Here is an 18,587-nt window from a genome sequence, read left to right as displayed (position 1 = left end):
ACACGCCCGCAGCCGATCGCACGGTCGTGCGTCCCGACGTGTCATGCGCCGACCCGATTGCGTCGCCCGGATTTTCTGCAAAATTACAACGCCTCGCCTGCGAACTGACACATTTGTGTCCTCGCGCAACCTTCAGACAAGGTTGGCAGCGGAGTGTCCGGTACGTTCGCATCGGTACGAGGTCATATGCTCAGTCGTGCGCAGGTACAGCAACTGCTCAACAATCTGCTGGAGCTTGGGCCGCGACGCCTGATGGCCCTGGGCCTGATCGGCTTTGCCGTTCTCGTGACCGTCGTCGGCGGCGCGTACTATCTGAGCCGGCCTGAATTCGAGACGCTCTATACCGGCCTTACCCGCGAGGACGTGACGCGGATGGGCGCGGCGCTGCGCGAGCAGAACATCACCTTCGACGTCAATACGGCCGGCGACGCGCTCTCGGTGCGCCCGAGCCAGACCATGCAGGCGCGGATGCTGCTGGCCGAGAAGGGGCTGCCGACCAGCGCCAATTCCGGCTACGAGCTGTTCGACAAGATCGGCTCGCTCGGGCTGACCTCGTTCATGCAGGAGGTCACCAAGCTCCGGGCGCTGGAAGGCGAGATCGCGCGCACGGTACAATTGATGAAGGGCGTCAAGGCGGCGCGGGTGCATATCGTGCTGCCGGTGCGCGGCTCGTTCCGCGCGACGCAGCAGCCGCCTTCCGCATCGGTCGTGCTGCGCACAGATGGCGCGATCGAGGCCCGTACCGCGCAGTCGATCCGCCATCTCGTCGCCGCCGCCATTCCCGGCATGAGCCGCGACAAGGTGACGGTGCTGGATGCCGACGGCTCGATGCTGCTCGCCGAAGAGGACGAGGCGAGCGCCGCTCCGACCAGGATGGCGAGCCTCCAGAAGACCGTCGGCGGCATGGTGCAGGAGAACATCCGCAAAGCGCTGACGCCGTATCTGGGCCTCGACAATTTCGAGGTCAGCGTCTCGCCGCAGCTCTCCACCGACAAGCGGCAGGTCAACGAGACTGTCTACGATCCGGAGAGCCGCGCCGAGCGTTCGGTGCGGAACGTACGCGAGAAGGAGTCGTCGCAGAACGCCGACCGTTCGACGCCGACCACGGTGCAGCAGAATCTTCCTGATCAGCAGGTCAACGCCGGCAGCGGCAAGAACTCCAGCGAGGACAAGACCCGCCGCGAGGACGTCACCAATTTCGAGGTCTCGTCCAAGACCACGACGACGGTGAGCGACGGCTACTCTGTGAAGAAGCTCTTCATCGCCGTGCTGGTCAATCGTGCGCGGCTGGTCGCCGAGCTCGGCGACAAGACCAACCAGGCCATCGTCGACAGCAAGCTCGCCGAAATCAGCCAGCTGGCGGCGACGGCCGGCGGACTGGACAAGACGCGCGGCGACCAGATCCAGGTGACGGCCGTCGACTTCATCGAGGGCTCGCGCGAACTGGCGCCGGTGCCCCCGATCAGCTTCGTCGAGATGGTCAACAAGCAGCTCGGCAGCGTCATCAACGCGGTGACGATCCTGGCCGTCGCCTCGATGCTGGTCTGGTTCGGATTGCGGCCCGCGGTCAACGGCATTCTGACCCATCGCGCGCAGCAGGAACAGGCGGAGGCTGCCGAGGTCGCCGAGCTCGAAGCCGCCGCCGCCCTTGCGCTGCCGGACAGCGAGGAGGCCGAGCTCAATCTCGTCGAAGACCTCGAAGGCAAGATGCAGCGAACGCCGCAGAAGCGACTGGAGCAGATCGTTCGGCTCGACCAGGCGCAGGCCGCAGCGATCCTTAAAGACTGGATGCGACGCGAGGAGGCGGCATGAACGCGGCAATCGGAAAATTCCTGACGCAGTTCGACGCGAACGGCCGGGCCAAATCACCGCCGGCTCCGCCGCCCAGGATCCAGGACGTGCTGACGAGGTCGAAGGAGGGCATGCGCGAGCCCCCGCCGCAGCCTCAAGCCCATTCGCAACCGCTGCCGTCGTCTCCGGCACCGAAGGCGGAAGCCCCGCCGGCCAATCTCCTGGACGATGCCTACCGTCGCGGCCATGCGGCCGGCGTCGCGGACGGCGACGCCAGGCTCGCCGAGGAACGCGTCCGCAGCGCGATCCGGCTCGGCGAGGAGCGCGCCAAATGGTCCGATCAGCAGGCGATCGCGATCGTCGGCGGCTTCGAGACCGCTTGCCGCGAGATCGAGACCAACATCGCAAGCTCCGTGGCGCGGATATTGCTGCCGTTCCTCACCGAGGCGGTCCGTGACAAGGCGATCGGATCGCTGGTGGAGCAGGTTGCGGCGCTGACCGGCAATTCGCCGGTGCCGGTGTTCAAGGTCACCGGACCGAGCGAGTTGCTCGACCTCGTAAAGACGCAGCTCGAGGCGTCGAGGCGAACCGGTATCGCGTACGAGGCGGCCGATACCCTGGAGGTTCGCGTCGTGGCCGACCAGACCGTGATCGAGACGCAGATCACGGCCTGGAGCGAACGCCTGAAGGAAGCGCGCCGGTAACCCGCCATGGAAGAGGTCAAGCAGGAGCTCGTGATCGTCCGCCGGCGCAGTGCCTTCGCCGAGGAGGCGCATCACGGCGGCGTATGGAAGATCGCCTATGCGGATTTCATGACCGCGATGATGGCGTTCTTCCTGGTCATGTGGCTGCTCAACGCGCTCAACCAGGATCAGAAGCAGGTCGTCGCGAGCTATTTCAATCCGATCCAGCTTGCGGAAAATGCCCCCGCGCCGAAGGGCCTGAAGAATCTCTCCAAGAAGGAGCAGACGTCGTTCGAAGGTCAGGACGGCAAGCGTCAGCCGGCTGGCTCGAACGAAGAACGACGCGGTGACTCGCCGACGGCCGAGAAGCCGGCCTCGTATGAGGAGAAGGTCCTGTTCCGCGATCCCTATGCGACGCTCGCCGAGATCGCGAACAGTGCGAACCAGTCCTCGGGACAGCGCCGCGCCGGCGCGCTGACATCCGCAGAAGAGGATGGCTTCAAGGGCGGCGACGCCTACCGCGATCCCTTCGACCCCGGCTATTGGAAGCTCGCGCCGCAAGCGTCCAAGGATGCCGATCGCATGATCGAGAGCGAATCCAGGCCGAATGCCTCCGCGCGCGACGGCGCGTCGGGCACAAACCAGGGCGAGCCGCAGCCGCGTCGTGCCAAGGCCGACGATGCCGGCGGAAGCCTGGCGCCGAACGCGGATGCGTCGTCGGCAAACCTGTCGCCGCTGCTGCCGCCGGGGGCCGCACCGGCGCAAGCCCCGCGCGAGGGCAGCGCCCAAGCCAATGTTCAAGCCAACGTTCAAGCTAACGCCGCCGCGCAGGCGCGTCCCAACGATACGGCGAAGGAGTCCGAGCCGCGCGATGCGGCGCAAACCCAGCAGCCGACCGTCAAGCAGCTTCAAGCCGCCGTCGCGGAGGCGCTGTCCGACATCAAGGCGGGCGCCGGGCCGGCGGCCGAGGTGCGTCAGGTCGAGGAGGGCCTCCTGATCAGCCTGACCGACGATGCGAGCTTCGGCATGTTCGCGGTCGGCTCGGCCGAGCCGCGGCCCGAGCTGATCCGCGTGATCGACAAGATCGGGCCGCTGCTGACGAAGCGCCAGGGCATGATCATCGTCCGCGGTCATACCGACAATCGGCCGTATCGTTCGGAGACTTATGACAATTGGCGGCTGTCGACCGCGCGTGCGCAGATGGCCTATTACATGCTGGTTCGCTCCGGCGTCGACGCATTGCGAATCGAGCACGTCGAAGGCTATGCCGACCGCCGGCCGAAGCTCCCGAACGATCCGGCGGCCGCGCAGAACCGCCGGATCGAGATCCTGATCCGCGAGAAGCGCCCTTGATCAGGCCACTCCTCTGCGTCGCATTCTTGCTCCTGCCGTTCGCGGCAGCGAACGCGCTTGCGGAGCCCGCGCGCCAGTCGGGCGAGCCCTATGAGCTCGTCCGCGGGTTGCAGGCGGTACAGGACGGCATCGCCAACGGTGACACCGCCGCGCATGGCAGCCACATCACGCTGATCCGGCAGATCGGGGAGAGATTTCTCGCCGCCGATCCGGGCGTGTGGAGCAACGCGCAAAACAGCCAGGCTGCAGTCATCTACCTGCTCAGCGGCGGCGCGCCGCAAATCGTCCGCAAGCTGCCGCGCGACAAGATGAACATCGACGAGCGGTTGTTCAACGGTGCGCTCGCCTATGTCGAGGGTCGTCAAGAGGAAGCGCGGGAGCTGCTCAAGGACGTCAAGCCGCGGACGCTGTCCTCCGGCCTCGGCGGACAGGTCGCGCTGGTCCAGGGTGCGTTGTTCGCGCGTGCCGAGGCATCGCTCGCGATCGAACGTCTCGACGACGCCCGCCTGCTCCTGCCCGGCACGCTGGTGGAGGAGGCGGCCTTGCGGCGCGAGATCCTGCTGGTGGGGCAGGCGGAGGATTTCGACAAGTTCGAGTTCCTGACGCTGGCCTATATCCGCCACTACCGCAACTCGATCTATGCCGGCGATTTCTGGCAGCGCTTCTCCACGGGCCTGGCGCAATCGAGTCTCGCGCTCGACGAGCGTCGCTTCGCGCGGATCGCTGCCCTGCTCGAGCAGATCGAGCGCGCGGGCCGCCTCAAGCTCTATCTCGTGATCGCGCGCGCGGCGATGCTGCGCGGACAGCTGGCCGTGACGCGGCTTGCCGGCGAGCGGGCGCTGACGCTCAGCGCCGACGCCTCCGCGGATCGCGAGCGGGCGCATTTCTTCCGTGGCGTCGCGCGGGCGCTCACCGACGAATACGACGGCGGTCTTGCCGAGCTGAAGGCCCTCGACCGGTCGAAGCTGCCCGAGCGGGACGTCCCCCTTCTGAATGCCACGGTGCAGCTCGCGCTCGATGTTCGCAAGCCGCTTCCGGGCGGATCCGCCACTGCTGCCGACAAGCCTCCGGCAACGCCGGCGCGTCTCGATCTGGCGTCATCGACCGTGACGCTCGCGCGCGCGCACAAGCAACTCGGCGAACTCGAACTCCTGACCAGGGACCGCCGTCCATGACCAAGCTCAGTGGAACCTCCGGACAAATTTTCTCGGGTCTCGCCGAGAGCCTCAACATCCGCGGGACGTCGCGGTCGGCGAAGAGCGCCGGGGCCAAATCGCAGGGCGGCTCGTCGTTCAACGATCTGCTCCACACCGTTTCGAGCCTGGCCAAGCAGGCACTGAACGATGAGGGCAGCGACACGACCGCGAAGGCCGGAACGCCGCGCACGCGGCTTGCCCACCCGGCGAACAAGGACAAGTCGAAGGACGAGACGGACGATCTTGGCGAGGCGATCGACGGGCTCAAGCCTGGCGACCTGGCGACGGACAAATCCTCGGATACGCAACGTCCGGTCGGCCTTGACCCCCAGCCTGACGTCTCCAACCGCCCGAACGTTGCCGCGATCGTGGGACAGGATCTCATTGCTGCATCGGCTGCAAAGCCGCCAATGCAGTCGCAATTGGGTGACAAGAAAGACGCGCGTGAGGAGCGCTCATCCGGCGCGAGGCGCGAAGTTCCGGCCACCGGCACGGCGAAGCCAACGACGGCGGATTCCGCGTCATCCGCTGCCGTTCCGGGCGGCGCGCGTGCGCAAGGCGGGGCCTCGCAAGCCTCGGCCGCACAGCCAGGCAGCGATGCCTCCGCCAAAGCCATGCCCGCGACATCGGGCTTCGAGGCCGTCACGGCCAATGTCGAACGCGCCGCCAAGGCGTCGACGCGTGACGCATTGCCCGAGACCACCAAGATCACCGTGGTCCGGCAGGAGACGCATCTGCCTCCGGCGCAGTTCAACGCCCCGCAACAGGTCGCCAATGCGGTCGTCGCCGAACTGAAGGACTCCGCAGGCCCGGCGGCGTCAGCTGCGCCCGATCTGTCGGCATCCCAGACCAATGCGCCCGATCAGCCGCTCAAGATCCTGACCATCAATCTCGAGCCGCCCGCGCTCGGCAACGTCACCGTGCGCCTTCGTCTCGTCGGCACGGAAGTGTCCGTCCACCTCGCGGCCGCGCGCAAGGACACCAGCCAGATGCTGGATCAGCAGCGCGACCAGATCCGCGATCTCATGCAGTCGGCGGGCTATGTCGCCGACGTCGCGCCCGTGCAACACGGCTCGCTGGACGGATTTCAGAGCGGCTCCGGCCAGTCGCAGCCGCAGCTCTCGGGCCAGCAACAGCCCTCGTCGCAGTCACAAGGCACGTTCGGCGGCGCAGGCACGTCGTCGGGACAATCCGACGGCGGCGCGAAGCAGGCCCGCCAGGAGCGCCAGCCCAGCCAGGAGACGCGTCATGACCAGGACGTGGCGCCGCATCTTCGTCGCGGCCCTGTTTATCTGTAACGCGGGTGCCGCGGACGCGGCCGCCGACGGCGCGCGTCCCTGCGAGCGCGAGATGGCGCGCGCGGCCCAGCAGCACGGGATTCCGCTCGGCATTCTCTATGCAGTCGGTCTCACCGAGACCGGGCGTCGCGGCGCGCTGCATCCTTACGCCCTCGGCGCCGACGGCCAGACCGTGTTCGCCAGGGACATGGATGATGCGATCGCAAATTTCCAGGCCATGCGCGGCAAGGGCATCAAGCTGATCGATCTCGGCTGCATGCAGATCAACCATTACTATCACGGCGACAAGTTCGACTCCGTACGCGCTATGTTCGATCCCGCCAAGAACGTCGAATATGCCGCGCGCTTCCTGAAAGAGCTGAAGCAGCGCGAGGGCAGCTGGACCATGGCGGTGGCCCGCTACAATGCCGGCCCCAACAACCAGCCGGCGCAGAAGCGCTATGTCTGTCACATCGTGGCTCACCTCGTGTCGAGCGGCTTCGGCGCCTGGACCGACAAGGCGCGCTCGTTCTGTCAGCCGAAAGCGACATGACGATTTGAAGTTGTGCATGGTTCCGAACCATCAGCCCCGCGCAAGCAAGATCCCTCATTGTAACCGCAACCTACCAAAGGAGCCCACTTCATGAGCCTGTATGGTGTTATGCGCACCGGCGTTTCCGGCATGAGCGCGCAGTCCAACAAGCTGTCGACGGTTTCGGACAACATCGCCAATGTCAACACCACCGGTTACAAGCGGGCTTCGACCGAATTCTCCTCGCTGATCCTGAAGAGCGGCTCTGGCAATTACGATTCCGGCGCTGTCGAGACGACCGTCCGTTACGCCATCAGCGACGCCGGGCATACGCAATTCACGACGTCGTCCACGGACCTTGCCGTGCAGGGCAACGGCTTCTTCGTGGTCTCGAACGCCAACAATACGCAGCAGTTCCTGACCCGCGCGGGCTCGTTCGTGCCGGACGCTCAGGGCAACCTCGTCAACGCGGCCGGCTACTACCTTCTGGGCCAGCCCGGTAAAGTGACCAATTTCTCGCAGAACAGCCTGGCTGGAATGCAGATCGTCAACATCGCCCAGGTCTCGCAGGTGCCGGTGCCGTCGACGGCGGGCACGTTGACGACCGGCAATCTCGATCCGAAGGCGGCCGTCATCGCCGGTCCGCCCGGTCCGGCGTCGTATTCATCGAAGAGCTCGATCGTGGCCTACAACAATATCGGTCAGGCCGTTACGCTCGACGTCTATATGTCCCACACCGCGACGGCGGCCGGCTCCGACACCTGGCAGCTTCAGGTCTACGATTCCGCGACCGGCACCTCGCTCGGCGCCGCCACCACGTTCACCTTCGATACCACCGCGGCCGGAAAGGGCGCGCTGGCCGCCGCGAGCCCCACGGGCCTCACCGTGACCGTCCCGGGCGGCGCCGCGCTGACCATGGACCTGTCGAACATGACGCAGGTCGGCACCGACTTCAGCTTCAAGGCGACCGTGAACGGCAGCGTCCCCTCGGCGATCGACAAGATCGATGTCGACGAGAATGGATACGTTACAGCGGTGCTCAAGAACGGGCAGCAGACGACGCTCTACACGATCATGCTCGCCGACGTCGCGAGCCCCGATAATCTGACGCCCGAGCCGGGCAACGTCTATTCGACCAACATGAACTCCGGCAATGCGCAGGCCGGGAATGCCGGTACCGGCGGGCTCGGCACGGTCCAGTCCGGCGCGCTGGAGGACTCCAATGTCGATCTCGCGGACGAACTCACCGGGATGATCGAGGCCCAGCGCGGCTTCACCGCCAACTCGAAATCGTTCCAGACGGGCGCCGACCTGCTCGACGTCGTCGTCAACCTGAAGCGCTGAGTTATTTGGCGCTCATTCGCTGCAAGAGCAGATCATGTCCCTCACCGCCGCTCTCGACTCCGCTCGCGCCTCGCTCATGGCGTCGGGCATCCAGTCGTCGACGATCTCGCGCAACATCGCCGGGGCCAGCGCCACCGGCTATTCGCGCAAGATCGCCGTGCTGGACAACCTTCCCGGCACCGGCGTCTATGTCGCAGCGATCCAGCGCGCGGCCAGTTCGGGCCTCTATTCGAACGTGCTGACCGCGACCTCGTCGTCGGCCAAGCAGAGCGTGATTTATGACGGTCTTCAGAAGATCGCGGCCGCGACGGTGGACGATCCCGAGCTCGAGCAGTCGCCGACCGCCCTGCTCAACAAGCTGAAGCAGGCGCTGCAGCAATACGCCAACTCCACCGACAACGCGACCCTGGCGCAGGCTGCCGTCACGTCCGCCAAGGACATGGTAACCGCGCTCAACCAGGCCACCAAGATGGTGCAGTCGGTGCGCGAGGGTGCCGACGCCGACATGGCGAATTCGGTCGCCAACATCAACCAGCTGCTGTCCCAGTTCCAGACCGTCAACACGGCAATCGTGAAGGGCACGATCTCCGGCGACGACGTCACCGACTATCTCGATCAGCGCGACAGCATCGTCTCCAGGCTGTCGCAGGAGACCGGGGTCTCGATGTCGATCCGGGCCAATGGAGACGCTGCGCTCTATACCGACAGCGGCGTCGTGCTGTTCGACAAGATTGCGCGCACCGTGAGCTTTGCGCCGACCAACGCCTACACGGCCGGTACCACGGGCAATGCCGTCTTCATCGACGGCGTGCCCGTGACCGGCGCCAATTCCGTCATGCCGCTCAAGTCCGGCAAGCTCGCCGGCCTCGCCCAGCTGCGCGACAAGGACACCGTCACCTATCAGAGCCAGCTCGACGAAATCGCGCGCGGCCTGATCGACGCCTTCAAGGAAAGCGACCAGTCAGCCGTTCCGACGCTGGCGGACAGGCCCGGCCTGTTCACCTATCCCGGCGCGCCAGCGATGCCCGCGAGTGCCACGATCTCGGTGGGCCTCGCGGGTCAGATCGCGGTCGCCGCCTCGGTCGATCCGGCCGTGGGCGGAAACCCGAACCTGCTGCGCGACGGCGCCATCAGCGGCCTTCCGGCCTTCAACTACAACACGACCGGCAATGCCGGTTTCTCGACGCGGCTCCAGCAGCTCATCAACAACATGGGCGCCCCGCAGCCGTTCGACGCCACGGCTCAGGGCAAGCCGAGCGGCAGCGTGATCGAGTTCGCGTCCTCCTCGGCGAGCTGGATCGAAAGCCAGCGCAAGACCGCCGACGACAACGTCCAGTACCAGAATACGCTGCTCGACCGCAGCACCGCGGCGCTGTCCAACGTCAGCGGCGTCAATATGGACGACGAGATGGCGTTGATGCTCCAGGTCGAGCGCACCTATTCGGCGTCGTCGAAGATCATTTCCACCGTCGATGAGATGCTGCAGAGCCTGCTGGCTGCCGTGGGGAACTAAGTCATGATGAGCGCGAACTACATCTCGACCCTGATGCTGTCTTCGTCGTTGAGGTCGTCGATCACGAACAACCAGAGCGCGCTGACCAAAGCCTCGAAGGAGGCGACCACGGGCCGTTTCGCCGATGTCGGCCTCGAGCTCGGCACGGGGACGGGCCGCGACATGGCGCTGCGGGCCGATTTCAACTTCGCCGATCAGCTCGTCGACACCAACGAACTGGTTGCGGGACGGCTCGACGTGACCCAGAACCGGATCACGCAGCTCGGCAAGACCGCGTCGGACTTCCTCAAGAACCTGATCGCGGCCCGCGATGCCGAGAGCGGCGCGAAGATCATCCTGCCGAGCGCGTCCGCGAACCTCCAGGACGTCATCGGCGCGCTCAACGTTTCCTACAACGGGTCGTATCTGTTCGGCGGTATCAATACGCAGACCGTGCCCATCACGAACTACGCGGCCGGCTCGGCCAGCAAGAACCAGGTCGATGCGGATTTCCTGGCCTCGTTCGGCTTCTCGCAGTCCGCCCCCGGCGTGAGCACGATCACGCCGGCGCAGATGCAGAATTTCCTCGACACGACCTTTGACGCCGAGTTCGCGAGCCCGGCCTGGAACACCAACTGGTCGTCGGCCACGGACCAGACGCTGTCGAGCCGCATCTCCACGACCGAGGTCGTCGACAGCTCGGTCAGTGCCAACCAGCCCGGCTTCCGCAAGCTCGCCGAGGCCTACACCATGCTCACCGATCTCGGCAACACGAGCCTGAGCAAGGACACGTTTCAGGTCGTCGTCGACAAGGCGATCGGTCTGGTCAGCGGTGCGATCAACGATCTCGCCGTGCTCGGCGGCACCGTCGGCTCGATCCAGCAACGCGTCAGCGGCGCGACCGAGAAGCTGAAGATCCAGAAGGACATCCTCAACGACCAGATCGTCAAGCTGGAGGCGGTCGATCCGACCGAGGCCTCGGTCCGAGTCAGCACGCTGCAGACCCAGATCAAGACGGCGCTGGCGCTGACCTCGCAGCTCCAGCAGATCAGCCTGATCAACTATCTCTAGAGCCGAGGCTCGCAGCCTCGTCCTGTTATCCGGTCTCCTGCCCAGAGTGATGCTGATGACGTTTGAAGCCTATGAATCGGTCGTCGACGAGAGCGGTTACGAGGCGCGGGGCCGCGAGCGTCAGGCGCTCAGTCTCGGCATCGACCGGCTCGAGCGGCTTCAGAGAGGCGTGTTTGGCCTCGAGGATCTGGTCGAGAGCCTGCTCTACGTGCGGCGGCTGTGGACGATCTTCATCGAGGATCTCTCGCATCCGGAAAACGGGCTCCCCGACAAGCTGCGCGCCGACATCATCTCGATCGGCCTGTGGGTCGTCAAGGAAGCCGATCGCCTTCGCGAGGAGAGGTCGAACGATGTGATGCAGCTCATCGAAATCAACCGCCTGATCAGAGACGCTCTTTGATGAAGATCTCCTTGCGCGCGGGCGAACGGATCTACATCAACGGCGCGGTGCTGCGCGTGGACCGCAAGGTCTCCGTCGAGCTCGTCAACGACGTGATGTTCCTGCTCGAAGGGCAGGTCATGCAGGCCTCCGACGCCACCACGGCGCTGCGGCAGCTCTACTTCATCGTCCAGCTCATGCTGATGAACCCGACCGATGTCCGCGACGCCGCCGCGCTCTATGGACAGCATCACGCGGCCCTCTGCGCCGTGTGCGAAAGCCGCGAGATGCTGGACGGACTGGGCGCTGTCGACGAGCTGGTCGGGGCGACCCGCTACTTCGAGGCGCTCAAGCGGATCCGGGCCCTGTTCCCGGTGGAGCAGGCCATCCTGGCCGGCACTATCACCGAGTCCCCATTCCAGGCTGCCTGACAGCGGAGAGGCACATGAACGTCACCAGCGCGACCGACAAATCCAGTTCGACCGGCTCCCCCAATCCGACCGCGAGCAACAGTGTCGACTACAACACGTTTCTTCAGCTTCTCGTCGCCGAGATGAAGAATCAGGATCCGACCAATCCGATGGATACTTCGCAATATATGAGCCAGTTCGCGCAGCTCTCGACGGTCGAGCAGGCCATGCAGACCAATTCGAAGCTGGATGCGCTGCTGTCCTCGCAGTCGTTGTCGCAGGCCAACGGCCTGATCGGCAAGACCGTCAGCTTCACCGACGCCACCGGCGCGAGCTTCAGCGGCAAGGTCGTCTCGGTCTCCATCAACGCCGACGGCTCCATCGCGACCCTCGAGAACGGCACCAAGGTCGCGGTCGGGCCGGGACTCACGATCAGCCAGTCATGAACGAACGGGACGCTCTCGACATCGTACAGGCGGCGATCTGGACCATCATCGTCGCCTCCGGGCCTGCGGTCGGGGCCGCGATGCTGGTCGGCACCATCATCGCGCTGATCCAGGCCCTGACCCAGATCCAGGAGGTAACGCTGACCTTCGTTCCGAAGATCATCGTCATTCTCGTGGTGGTCGCCATCTCCGGCTCCTTCATCGGCGCGCATCTCTCCACCTTCACCGAGATGGTCTATTCGCATATCGAGCACGGCTTCTGATCCGCGCCGGCGATCTTCCACCACCCCCGCGTAAGCTTTGCGGGGCAGATTAGCGGTGGACCCTCTGCCGGTGACCCATGGCCGATACGTTAGCTGCTAGCCTGCCGACCCCACGACGATTGGGGGCCGACGCTTTCTTCGCCGGCGGTATCGTGGCCATGCTCACGATCCTGTTCCTGCCGATCCCGCCGATCCTGATCGATCTCGGCCTTGCATTCTCGATCGCACTGTCGGCGCTCATCCTGATGGTCGCGCTGTGGATCCAGCGACCGCTCGACTTCTCGGCCTTCCCGACCGTTCTGCTGATCGCGACGATCCTGCGGCTGGCGCTGAACGTCGCGACCACCCGCCTGATCCTGTCCCGCGGCGGGGAAGGCGAGCAGGCCGCCGGCCACGTCGTCGCCGGCTTCTCCAAGTTCGTCATGGGCGGCGACTTCGTCATCGGCCTGATCATCTTCGCCATCCTGGTCACGGTGAACTTCGTCGTGATCACCAAGGGCGCGACGCGTATCGCCGAAGTCGGCGCCCGTTTCACCCTCGACGCCATCCCCGGCAAGCAGATGGCGATCGACGCCGATCTATCGGCGGGCCTGATCGACGACAAGGAAGCCCAGCGCCGGCGCCGCGAGCTCGAAGAGGAAAGCTCCTTTTTCGGCGCGATGGACGGCGCCTCGAAATTCGTCCGCGGCGATGCCATCGCCGGCCTGATCATCACCGCGATCAACATTTTCGGCGGCATCATCATCGGCGTCACCCATCACGGCCTGACGCTGTCGCGCGCCGCCGACGTCTACACCAAGCTCTCCGTGGGCGATGGTCTGGTCACGCAGATGCCGGCGCTTATCGTGTCGCTGTCGGCGGGCCTGCTGGTCTCCAAGGGCGGCACCAGGGGCTCGGCGGAGCAGGCCGTGCTGCGGCAGCTCGGCGGCTATCCGCGCGCGGTGTCGGCGGCGTCGTTAATGATGTTCGTGCTCGCCTTGATGCCGGGGCTGCCGATGGGCCCCTTCGTGCTGCTCGGCGGCGTCATGGCCTTCGTCGGCTATTCGCTGCCGAAGCGGCAAGCGGCGAGAGAGCGGAAAGAGGATGCGCGCAAGGCCGACGAGCGCGCCCAGGCCGAGGCCAAGGAATCCGTCAAGGACCAGCTCAAGACCGCCGAGATCGAGCTGGCGCTCGGCGGCCATCTGTCGGTCCATCTGCTGGGCTCGCGCACCGAGCTCGCTCACCGCGTCGCCAAGATCCGCAAGAAGTTCGCCAAGCAGTACGGCTTCGTCATTCCCGAGATCAAGCTCAGCGACAATCTGTCGATCGACCCCAAAGGTTACCAGATCCGGATCCACGACACCCGCATCGCCCATGGCGAGCTCAGGCTCGGCGAGGTGCTGGTGCTGGTCGACAAGGACGGCAAGCCCGATGTGCCGGGCGAAGAGGTGGTCGAACCCGCTTTCGGCATGAAGGCGCTGTGGGTGACGGAAGCTTTCACGGACGAAGTCAAGCGGCAGGGCTGCAAGCCGGTCGACAATCTGTCCGTGCTGCTCACGCATTTGAGCGAAGTGCTCAGGGCGAACCTCGCCCAGCTCTTGTCCTACAAGGACATGCGCGCGCTGCTCGACCGGCTCGATCCCGAATACAAGCGCCTCATCGAGGATCTCTGCCCGTCGCAGATCTCCTATTCGGGCCTGCTGGCGATTCTGAAGATCCTGCTGGCCGAGCGCGTCTCGATCCGCAATCTTCACCTGATCCTCGAGGCGATCGCCGAGATCGCGCCTCATGTGCGGCGCTCCGAGCAGGTCGCAGAGCACGTGCGGACGCGGCTTGCCCAGCAGATCTGCGGCGACCTCTCCGACAACGGCGTGCTCAACGTCGTCAGGCTCGGCAACCGCTGGGACCTGGCGTTCCACCAGAGCCTGAAGCGCGACGGCAAGGGCGACGTCGTCGAGTTCGATGCCGACCCGCGCCTGATCGAGCAGTTCGCGACCGAAGCCAGCGCCGCGATCCGCAAGTTCACCGAGAACGGCACCAGCGTGGTGCTGGCGGTGACGCCGGAAGCCCGGCCCTATGTCCGGATGATCCTGGAGCGGGTGTTCCCGACCCTGCCGATCCTGTCGCATGTCGAAGTCGCGCGCAGCGCCGAGATCAGGGCGCTCGGAGCCGTGTCGTGATCAGCGGCCTCGCCGACAGCGTGCTGGTGACGTTCATCGTGTTCTGCCGCATCGGCGCCTGCCTGATGCTGGTGCCCGGCTTTTCCAGCGTCAACGTTCCGGCCCAGGTCCGCCTGTTCGTCGCGCTCGTCACCACATTCGCGCTGACGCCGATCCTGATCGCGGTGCTGAAGCCGCTTACCGACAACGCCGCGCCGCTCACGCTGGCGCTCCTGATCTGCTCCGAGCTCGTGGTCGGCAGCGTCATCGGGCTCGGCGGGCGGGTGTTCTTCCTCGCGCTCCAGACCATGGCGACCGTGATGGCGAGCGCGATCGGGCTCAGCAACATTCCGGGGACGCCGGTCGCCGACAGCGATCCGGCGCCGGCGCTGGTGCCGCTGATCATGGTATCGGTCACCACGCTGTTCTTCATGACCGACCAGCATTGGCAGGTCCTGCGCGGGCTGATGAATTCCTACGACGTCTGGCGTCCCGGCGACAGGCTGGGCGGCGGCATGGCGCTCGACCTGCTCGTCGGCCGCCTGTCGGAAGCGTTCGTGCTGACGCTGCGGATCGCGAGCCCCTTCATCGTCTATTCGGTGATCGTCAACCTGGCGGTCAGCCTGATCAACAAGCTGACGCCGGCGATTCCGGTCTATTTCATCTCCGTGCCCTTCGTGCTGTTCGGCGGCTTCCTGCTGCTCTACCTCACGAGCGACGAGCTGCTGACGCAATTCATGCTCGGCCTCTCGTCCTGGCTGGCGGAGTGACGCCGTGACGACGTCGCGCGCGGACAAGCTCGGCCGGATGGTGTCGCTGGTGAAGCTCCAGCTCCGGCTGTCCGAATGGCAGCTCGCGCAGCTGCGGCAGCAGGAGAGAAGCCTGCAGGACGAGCAGGAACGGCTGGTCGGAGCCCTGAACGAGGGCAAGCCGCCGGCGGGATCGTCGAGCGATTCGATCGCGCGCCGCTTGAACAGGACGAGCATCGGTGCGCGCGAGATCCAGACGCAGGCCGCGCAGCAGCTCGACCAGGTCCGCGCCGAGAGCCGCCGCGTCAAGCAGCTCGAGCAGGTCGCCAAGGCGGCGCTGGCCGACCAGCACCGCGACGCCGAGAGGCGGGTCCTCGAGGAGATGACGGGAATAAGCCCTGCCGTGCGCGCGTGGACGCCACAGCCAGCCAACCGGAACAAGCCATGATCGTGACTGCGACACCCGACCTCGTTCTCGATGTCCTCGATGCCGCCGATCCCGTGACGCAACGCGCGGCGACCGCGAAACTCGACGCGCTGAAATCATCCGACGCGGATTTCGCCGCCACCATGGAGGCGGAGGCCGGCAAGGCGGCGGCGGCTGCCGAGCAGCCGGCGACGAAGGTTTCCGAGGCGCCGTCGGATGCGGTGAACGGGGCGCCGGTGCGGATGATCAAGGCGCCGGCATCCGGAGAGGTGTACCGGAAGTTCGAGGCATTCATCCTTCAGACCTTCGTCGAGACGATGTTGCCGAAGGAATCCGAGCAGATCTTCGGCAAGGGCACGGCCGGCGGCGTCTGGAAGTCGATGCTGGCGGAGCAGCTCGGCAGCCAGCTGGCAAAGGGCAACGGCATTGGCATCGCCAAGCAGCTGGCCGCCGCGAATGCGGCGGGGCCGAACGGTGCCGGCAAGGCGGGATGATGCGCCGCGAACGGGTGACAGAAGTTGAAGGGTGAATTTCCTATGCAGGCACAAGACAGCGCGGCGGCCATGGTGATCGAGCAGCCGGTCGCGGACACCGGTGTGACGACGACGGAGCCAGCAGCGGGCGATGCGCTGCTGCCCGTGCTGCTGCCGGTCGTGAGCGACGAGGCCGTGGTCGACGGCGCGGATGCGGCGAGATCGGATGAAGTGCGCGGCCTGCTGGCGGCAATCCGCCGGCTCGAGAGCATCGTCGAAGAGGAGACGGTCGCGCTCGCGACGCGCCAGAAGATCGATTTCGACGATTTCAGCGCGCGGAAGAGCCGCAGCATGCTCGAATTCGTCCGCCTGATGCGGGCGCGGATGCATCTCGGCGGCGACGTCGAGGTCACCGAGGAAATCCAGCGGCTGCGCGAAAAGCTCGAGCGGAATCGCTCGATCCTCGAAATGCACTACGACGCGGTGCGGGAGATCGCGAGCGTCATCGTCAAGGCGATCAAGGAAGCCGAGTCGGACGGCACCTATACCGGTCGCGCAGCGCAGGACGGAACATGATCAGACTGGTGCTGGCCGGGCTCTGGGTATGCATTCTCACCGCGGGCACGAGCTATGGCGTGGCCTATTGGAAGGAAAACGGCAGCCTGCTGCCGGCGAAGGACGAATATCTCGACGGGCTGCAATACCAGAAGACGCGGGCATTGAGCGTGCCCATGGTCGAGAACGGCAACGTGCAGGGCTACATCGTCGCGCGCTTCGTCTACACCGTCGAGGCGCGGACCCTGCATCAGCTCAACGTTCCGCCGGAGCCGTTCGTCGTCGACGAGGCCTTCCGCAGGATCTATGCCGACGAGCGCCTCGACTTCAGGAAGCTTGCCCGTTACGATCTCGCCATCCTGACGACCGCCATCAAGCAGCGCGTCAACGAGCGCATGCACGCTGAAGTCGTCCAGGACGTCCTGGTCGAGGATTTCAACTACGTCTCGAAAGAGGAATTCCAATCGAAGCCGTAGAGGCGACGGGTCGAAGTTGGAGTTCTTCTCTGCCCGTCTCGGAGGACGAGGCGCGCGCTCGAACGGCTGCTTGCGCTTCTACCCCCAAAAACTGCAACGGCCTCCGCGAAGGTTCTTTGCGGAGGCCGTTGCTCATTCGCGGCAGGCGTCTGCCGCTCAATTTCCGGCCGGGTACGCGGCCGGCACGGCATGTGCCCTGTTCAGGATGATGCCGACCTCGTCGAGCTCCTGCATCGGCACGTCGAGGGTCTCGCCGGCGGGAATGTCGAGGCGGTATCCGACGTAACGCCGGGCCACGATCGCGTCGAAGCCGAGGCGGTCGCGGAGCTTCTTGCGCAGCTTGCTGACGTGACTTTCGATCACGCTCTCGTCGAAGGTGGACTCGAAGATGCCGTAGACAGCGTTGAAGATCTGCGTCTTGGTGATCCACTTGCCGTGGTTGCTGACCATGTATTCGAGGATGCGCAGTTCGCGGCGGGGCAGGGTGAGGGCGTGGCCCGCGATCTCGGGGTCACGTCCGTTGAAGAAGACCTGGATCCTGCTCTCGCAGGGCCTCGGCAGCTCGCCCACCCGGCGGCGCGCGATCGCGGCCGTTCGGGCCAGGATCTCGCGCAGGTGGATCGGCACGTGCACGACGTCGTCGACGCCAGATTCGAACAGCTCCAGCGTGTTCTTGAGCATCTTCTGGCCGCTCATGGCGATGATCGGAGCCGAGGAGCGCTTGCGCATCGCCCGCGGCAGGCTTCCGCGGGCATCGCAGTCCCCGAGGAGGAAGGCGTCCACCGCTGCCAGATCCGATTCACTTGCGGATTGCAGCCAGTCCCAGAACTCTCCGGAGGAGAAGCCGATCGACGAAACGCCTTCGCGAACGAGCCCTCCGACATAGCTGTTCGCGACGCTCTCGCGATCATCAACGATAATATACATCAGTCTTTCGCCCCTGTTTCGCACCTGTCGCGGCCGGATGGTTGTTATGATGCCCGGCTCGGCAACGATGCTGTTTGACGACATTCCTTCCCGCGAACCGTTGTTATGGTTTCGATATTCGCGGGCAGCCCTACGCATTCAGTGCCTGCGTCTCGCAGGCCTGGTACTTCAACTCGATACTGAACGCTTACTGCGTGAGGCCCGGCGGGTGTCTTACGGATCACCTCGCGGAGCGGATTGAGAAACGACCTAGAACAGTTGCGCCAAGTTGCTCATCGCGTCCGAACACGACTGAATCTGTGTCGATCTCCTCGCCAACTGGCGAGAATCACTTGAGTAGGACCGTAACAATTGCCGATTTCCGATCAAGCGTGCGTAACAAAGCGTTTGCTACGTGTGCTTGATGCTGTTGGTTTGTTTCGGGTTGTTTCTTGATGTATTCGAACGCATCAGTTGCTTCGGAAATCAAACTAGTTCTGCACCCCGACGGTTCTAAGGTTCCGCATCCCCGTACAATTACAGCTATTTCAGGTGGTGCTGTGGATCAGGCATATCCAGCGGTTTTCAACCCGCGATTGACTCTGGTGCGCGGTTTTCCACATGCG

The 18,587-nt window shown here is 65.1% G+C and carries 20 protein-coding genes; 19 read left to right on the top strand and 1 reads right to left on the bottom strand.

Translation table 11 applies throughout. From position 1 onward, the window contains the following. Positions 1–186: 186 nt before the first annotated feature. From fliF to CIT40_RS27740, 19 genes are all read left to right on the top strand, one after another. Positions 187–1,812 (top strand): flagellar basal-body MS-ring/collar protein FliF, encoded by a 1,626-nt coding sequence (fliF, locus tag CIT40_RS27830; RefSeq protein ID WP_162307711.1) that lies wholly within the window; start codon positions 187–189, stop codon positions 1,810–1,812. After that, positions 1,809–2,495 carry a hypothetical protein gene (locus CIT40_RS27825; protein ID WP_094893630.1) on the top strand — a complete coding sequence of 229 codons (687 nt, stop codon included), beginning with the start codon at positions 1,809–1,811 and terminating at the stop codon, positions 2,493–2,495. The genes fliF and CIT40_RS27825 overlap by 4 nt, the downstream gene beginning before the upstream one ends. A gap of 6 nt (positions 2,496–2,501) precedes the next feature. Further along, positions 2,502–3,827, top strand: a complete 1,326-nt coding sequence (locus CIT40_RS27820) for a MotB family protein (protein WP_094893632.1) — start codon at positions 2,502–2,504, stop codon at positions 3,825–3,827. Next, positions 3,824–5,002, top strand: a complete 1,179-nt coding sequence (locus tag CIT40_RS27815) for a chemotaxis protein (RefSeq protein ID WP_094893634.1) — start codon at positions 3,824–3,826, stop codon at positions 5,000–5,002. The genes CIT40_RS27820 and CIT40_RS27815 overlap by 4 nt, the downstream gene beginning before the upstream one ends. Next, entirely contained in the window at positions 4,999–6,321 is a 1,323-nt protein-coding gene (fliK, locus tag CIT40_RS27810) for a flagellar hook-length control protein FliK (protein ID WP_094893636.1), read from the top strand. Before CIT40_RS27815 ends, fliK begins: the two co-directional genes overlap by 4 nt. Further along, complete coding sequence (locus CIT40_RS27805) at positions 6,272–6,853, top strand: transglycosylase SLT domain-containing protein (RefSeq protein WP_094893638.1); 582 nt, start codon at positions 6,272–6,274, stop codon at positions 6,851–6,853. The genes fliK and CIT40_RS27805 overlap by 50 nt, the downstream gene beginning before the upstream one ends. Before the next feature lie 90 nt (positions 6,854–6,943). Beyond that, the gene (locus tag CIT40_RS27800; protein ID WP_094893640.1) at positions 6,944–8,176 is read left to right on the top strand and encodes a flagellar hook protein FlgE; all 1,233 of its coding nucleotides are present in this window, start codon (positions 6,944–6,946) and stop codon (positions 8,174–8,176) included. 34 nt (positions 8,177–8,210) lie between these two features. Next, a complete protein-coding gene (gene flgK / locus CIT40_RS27795) occupies positions 8,211–9,689 on the top strand; it encodes a flagellar hook-associated protein FlgK (RefSeq protein WP_094893643.1) in 1,479 nt (492 codons plus the stop codon). A gap of 3 nt (positions 9,690–9,692) precedes the next feature. After that, complete coding sequence (locus CIT40_RS27790; protein ID WP_094893645.1) at positions 9,693–10,739, top strand: flagellar hook-associated family protein; 1,047 nt, start codon at positions 9,693–9,695, stop codon at positions 10,737–10,739. A 55-nt stretch (positions 10,740–10,794) separates the two neighbouring features. Further along, the gene (gene flaF / locus CIT40_RS27785; RefSeq protein WP_162307710.1) at positions 10,795–11,139 is read left to right on the top strand and encodes a flagellar biosynthesis regulator FlaF; all 345 of its coding nucleotides are present in this window, start codon (positions 10,795–10,797) and stop codon (positions 11,137–11,139) included. Then, positions 11,139–11,549, top strand: a complete 411-nt coding sequence (gene flbT / locus CIT40_RS27780; protein ID WP_094893652.1) for a flagellar biosynthesis repressor FlbT — start codon at positions 11,139–11,141, stop codon at positions 11,547–11,549. Before flaF ends, flbT begins: the two co-directional genes overlap by 1 nt. Before the next feature lie 14 nt (positions 11,550–11,563). Further along, the gene (gene flgD, locus CIT40_RS27775; protein WP_094893655.1) at positions 11,564–11,974 is read left to right on the top strand and encodes a flagellar hook assembly protein FlgD; all 411 of its coding nucleotides are present in this window, start codon (positions 11,564–11,566) and stop codon (positions 11,972–11,974) included. Next, the gene (fliQ, locus tag CIT40_RS27770; RefSeq protein ID WP_007613924.1) at positions 11,971–12,237 is read left to right on the top strand and encodes a flagellar biosynthesis protein FliQ; all 267 of its coding nucleotides are present in this window, start codon (positions 11,971–11,973) and stop codon (positions 12,235–12,237) included. Before flgD ends, fliQ begins: the two co-directional genes overlap by 4 nt. Positions 12,238–12,314: 77 nt before the next feature. Continuing rightward, positions 12,315–14,396 (top strand): flagellar biosynthesis protein FlhA, encoded by a 2,082-nt coding sequence (gene flhA, locus CIT40_RS27765; protein ID WP_094893662.1) that lies wholly within the window; start codon positions 12,315–12,317, stop codon positions 14,394–14,396. Then, the gene (fliR, locus tag CIT40_RS27760; protein ID WP_018318464.1) at positions 14,393–15,145 is read left to right on the top strand and encodes a flagellar biosynthesis protein FliR; all 753 of its coding nucleotides are present in this window, start codon (positions 14,393–14,395) and stop codon (positions 15,143–15,145) included. The genes flhA and fliR overlap by 4 nt, the downstream gene beginning before the upstream one ends. A gap of 37 nt (positions 15,146–15,182) precedes the next feature. Further along, on the top strand, positions 15,183–15,572 hold the full coding sequence (locus tag CIT40_RS27755) for a hypothetical protein (RefSeq protein ID WP_094893772.1): 390 nt from the start codon (positions 15,183–15,185) through the stop codon (positions 15,570–15,572). Beyond that, complete coding sequence (locus CIT40_RS27750) at positions 15,569–16,045, top strand: rod-binding protein (protein ID WP_162307709.1); 477 nt, start codon at positions 15,569–15,571, stop codon at positions 16,043–16,045. Before CIT40_RS27755 ends, CIT40_RS27750 begins: the two co-directional genes overlap by 4 nt. A gap of 42 nt (positions 16,046–16,087) precedes the next feature. Then, on the top strand, positions 16,088–16,600 hold the full coding sequence (locus CIT40_RS27745) for a flagellar biosynthesis protein FlgN (protein WP_094893667.1): 513 nt from the start codon (positions 16,088–16,090) through the stop codon (positions 16,598–16,600). Continuing rightward, positions 16,597–17,055 (top strand): hypothetical protein, encoded by a 459-nt coding sequence (locus CIT40_RS27740; protein WP_094893670.1) that lies wholly within the window; start codon positions 16,597–16,599, stop codon positions 17,053–17,055. The genes CIT40_RS27745 and CIT40_RS27740 overlap by 4 nt, the downstream gene beginning before the upstream one ends. 156 nt (positions 17,056–17,211) lie before the next feature. On the opposite strand, the gene CIT40_RS27735 is transcribed toward CIT40_RS27740, so the two are convergent. Then, positions 17,212–17,982, bottom strand: coding sequence for a response regulator transcription factor (locus CIT40_RS27735; protein ID WP_162307708.1), 771 nt, complete (start codon positions 17,980–17,982; stop codon positions 17,212–17,214). Positions 17,983–18,587 lie beyond the last annotated feature (605 nt).

Source organism: Bradyrhizobium amphicarpaeae, assembly GCF_002266435.3.
GTDB classification, from domain to species: domain Bacteria; phylum Pseudomonadota; class Alphaproteobacteria; order Rhizobiales; family Xanthobacteraceae; genus Bradyrhizobium; species Bradyrhizobium amphicarpaeae.
Note: the sequence above shows the minus strand (reverse complement) of the source record. Positions and strands in the feature narration are given on the sequence as shown.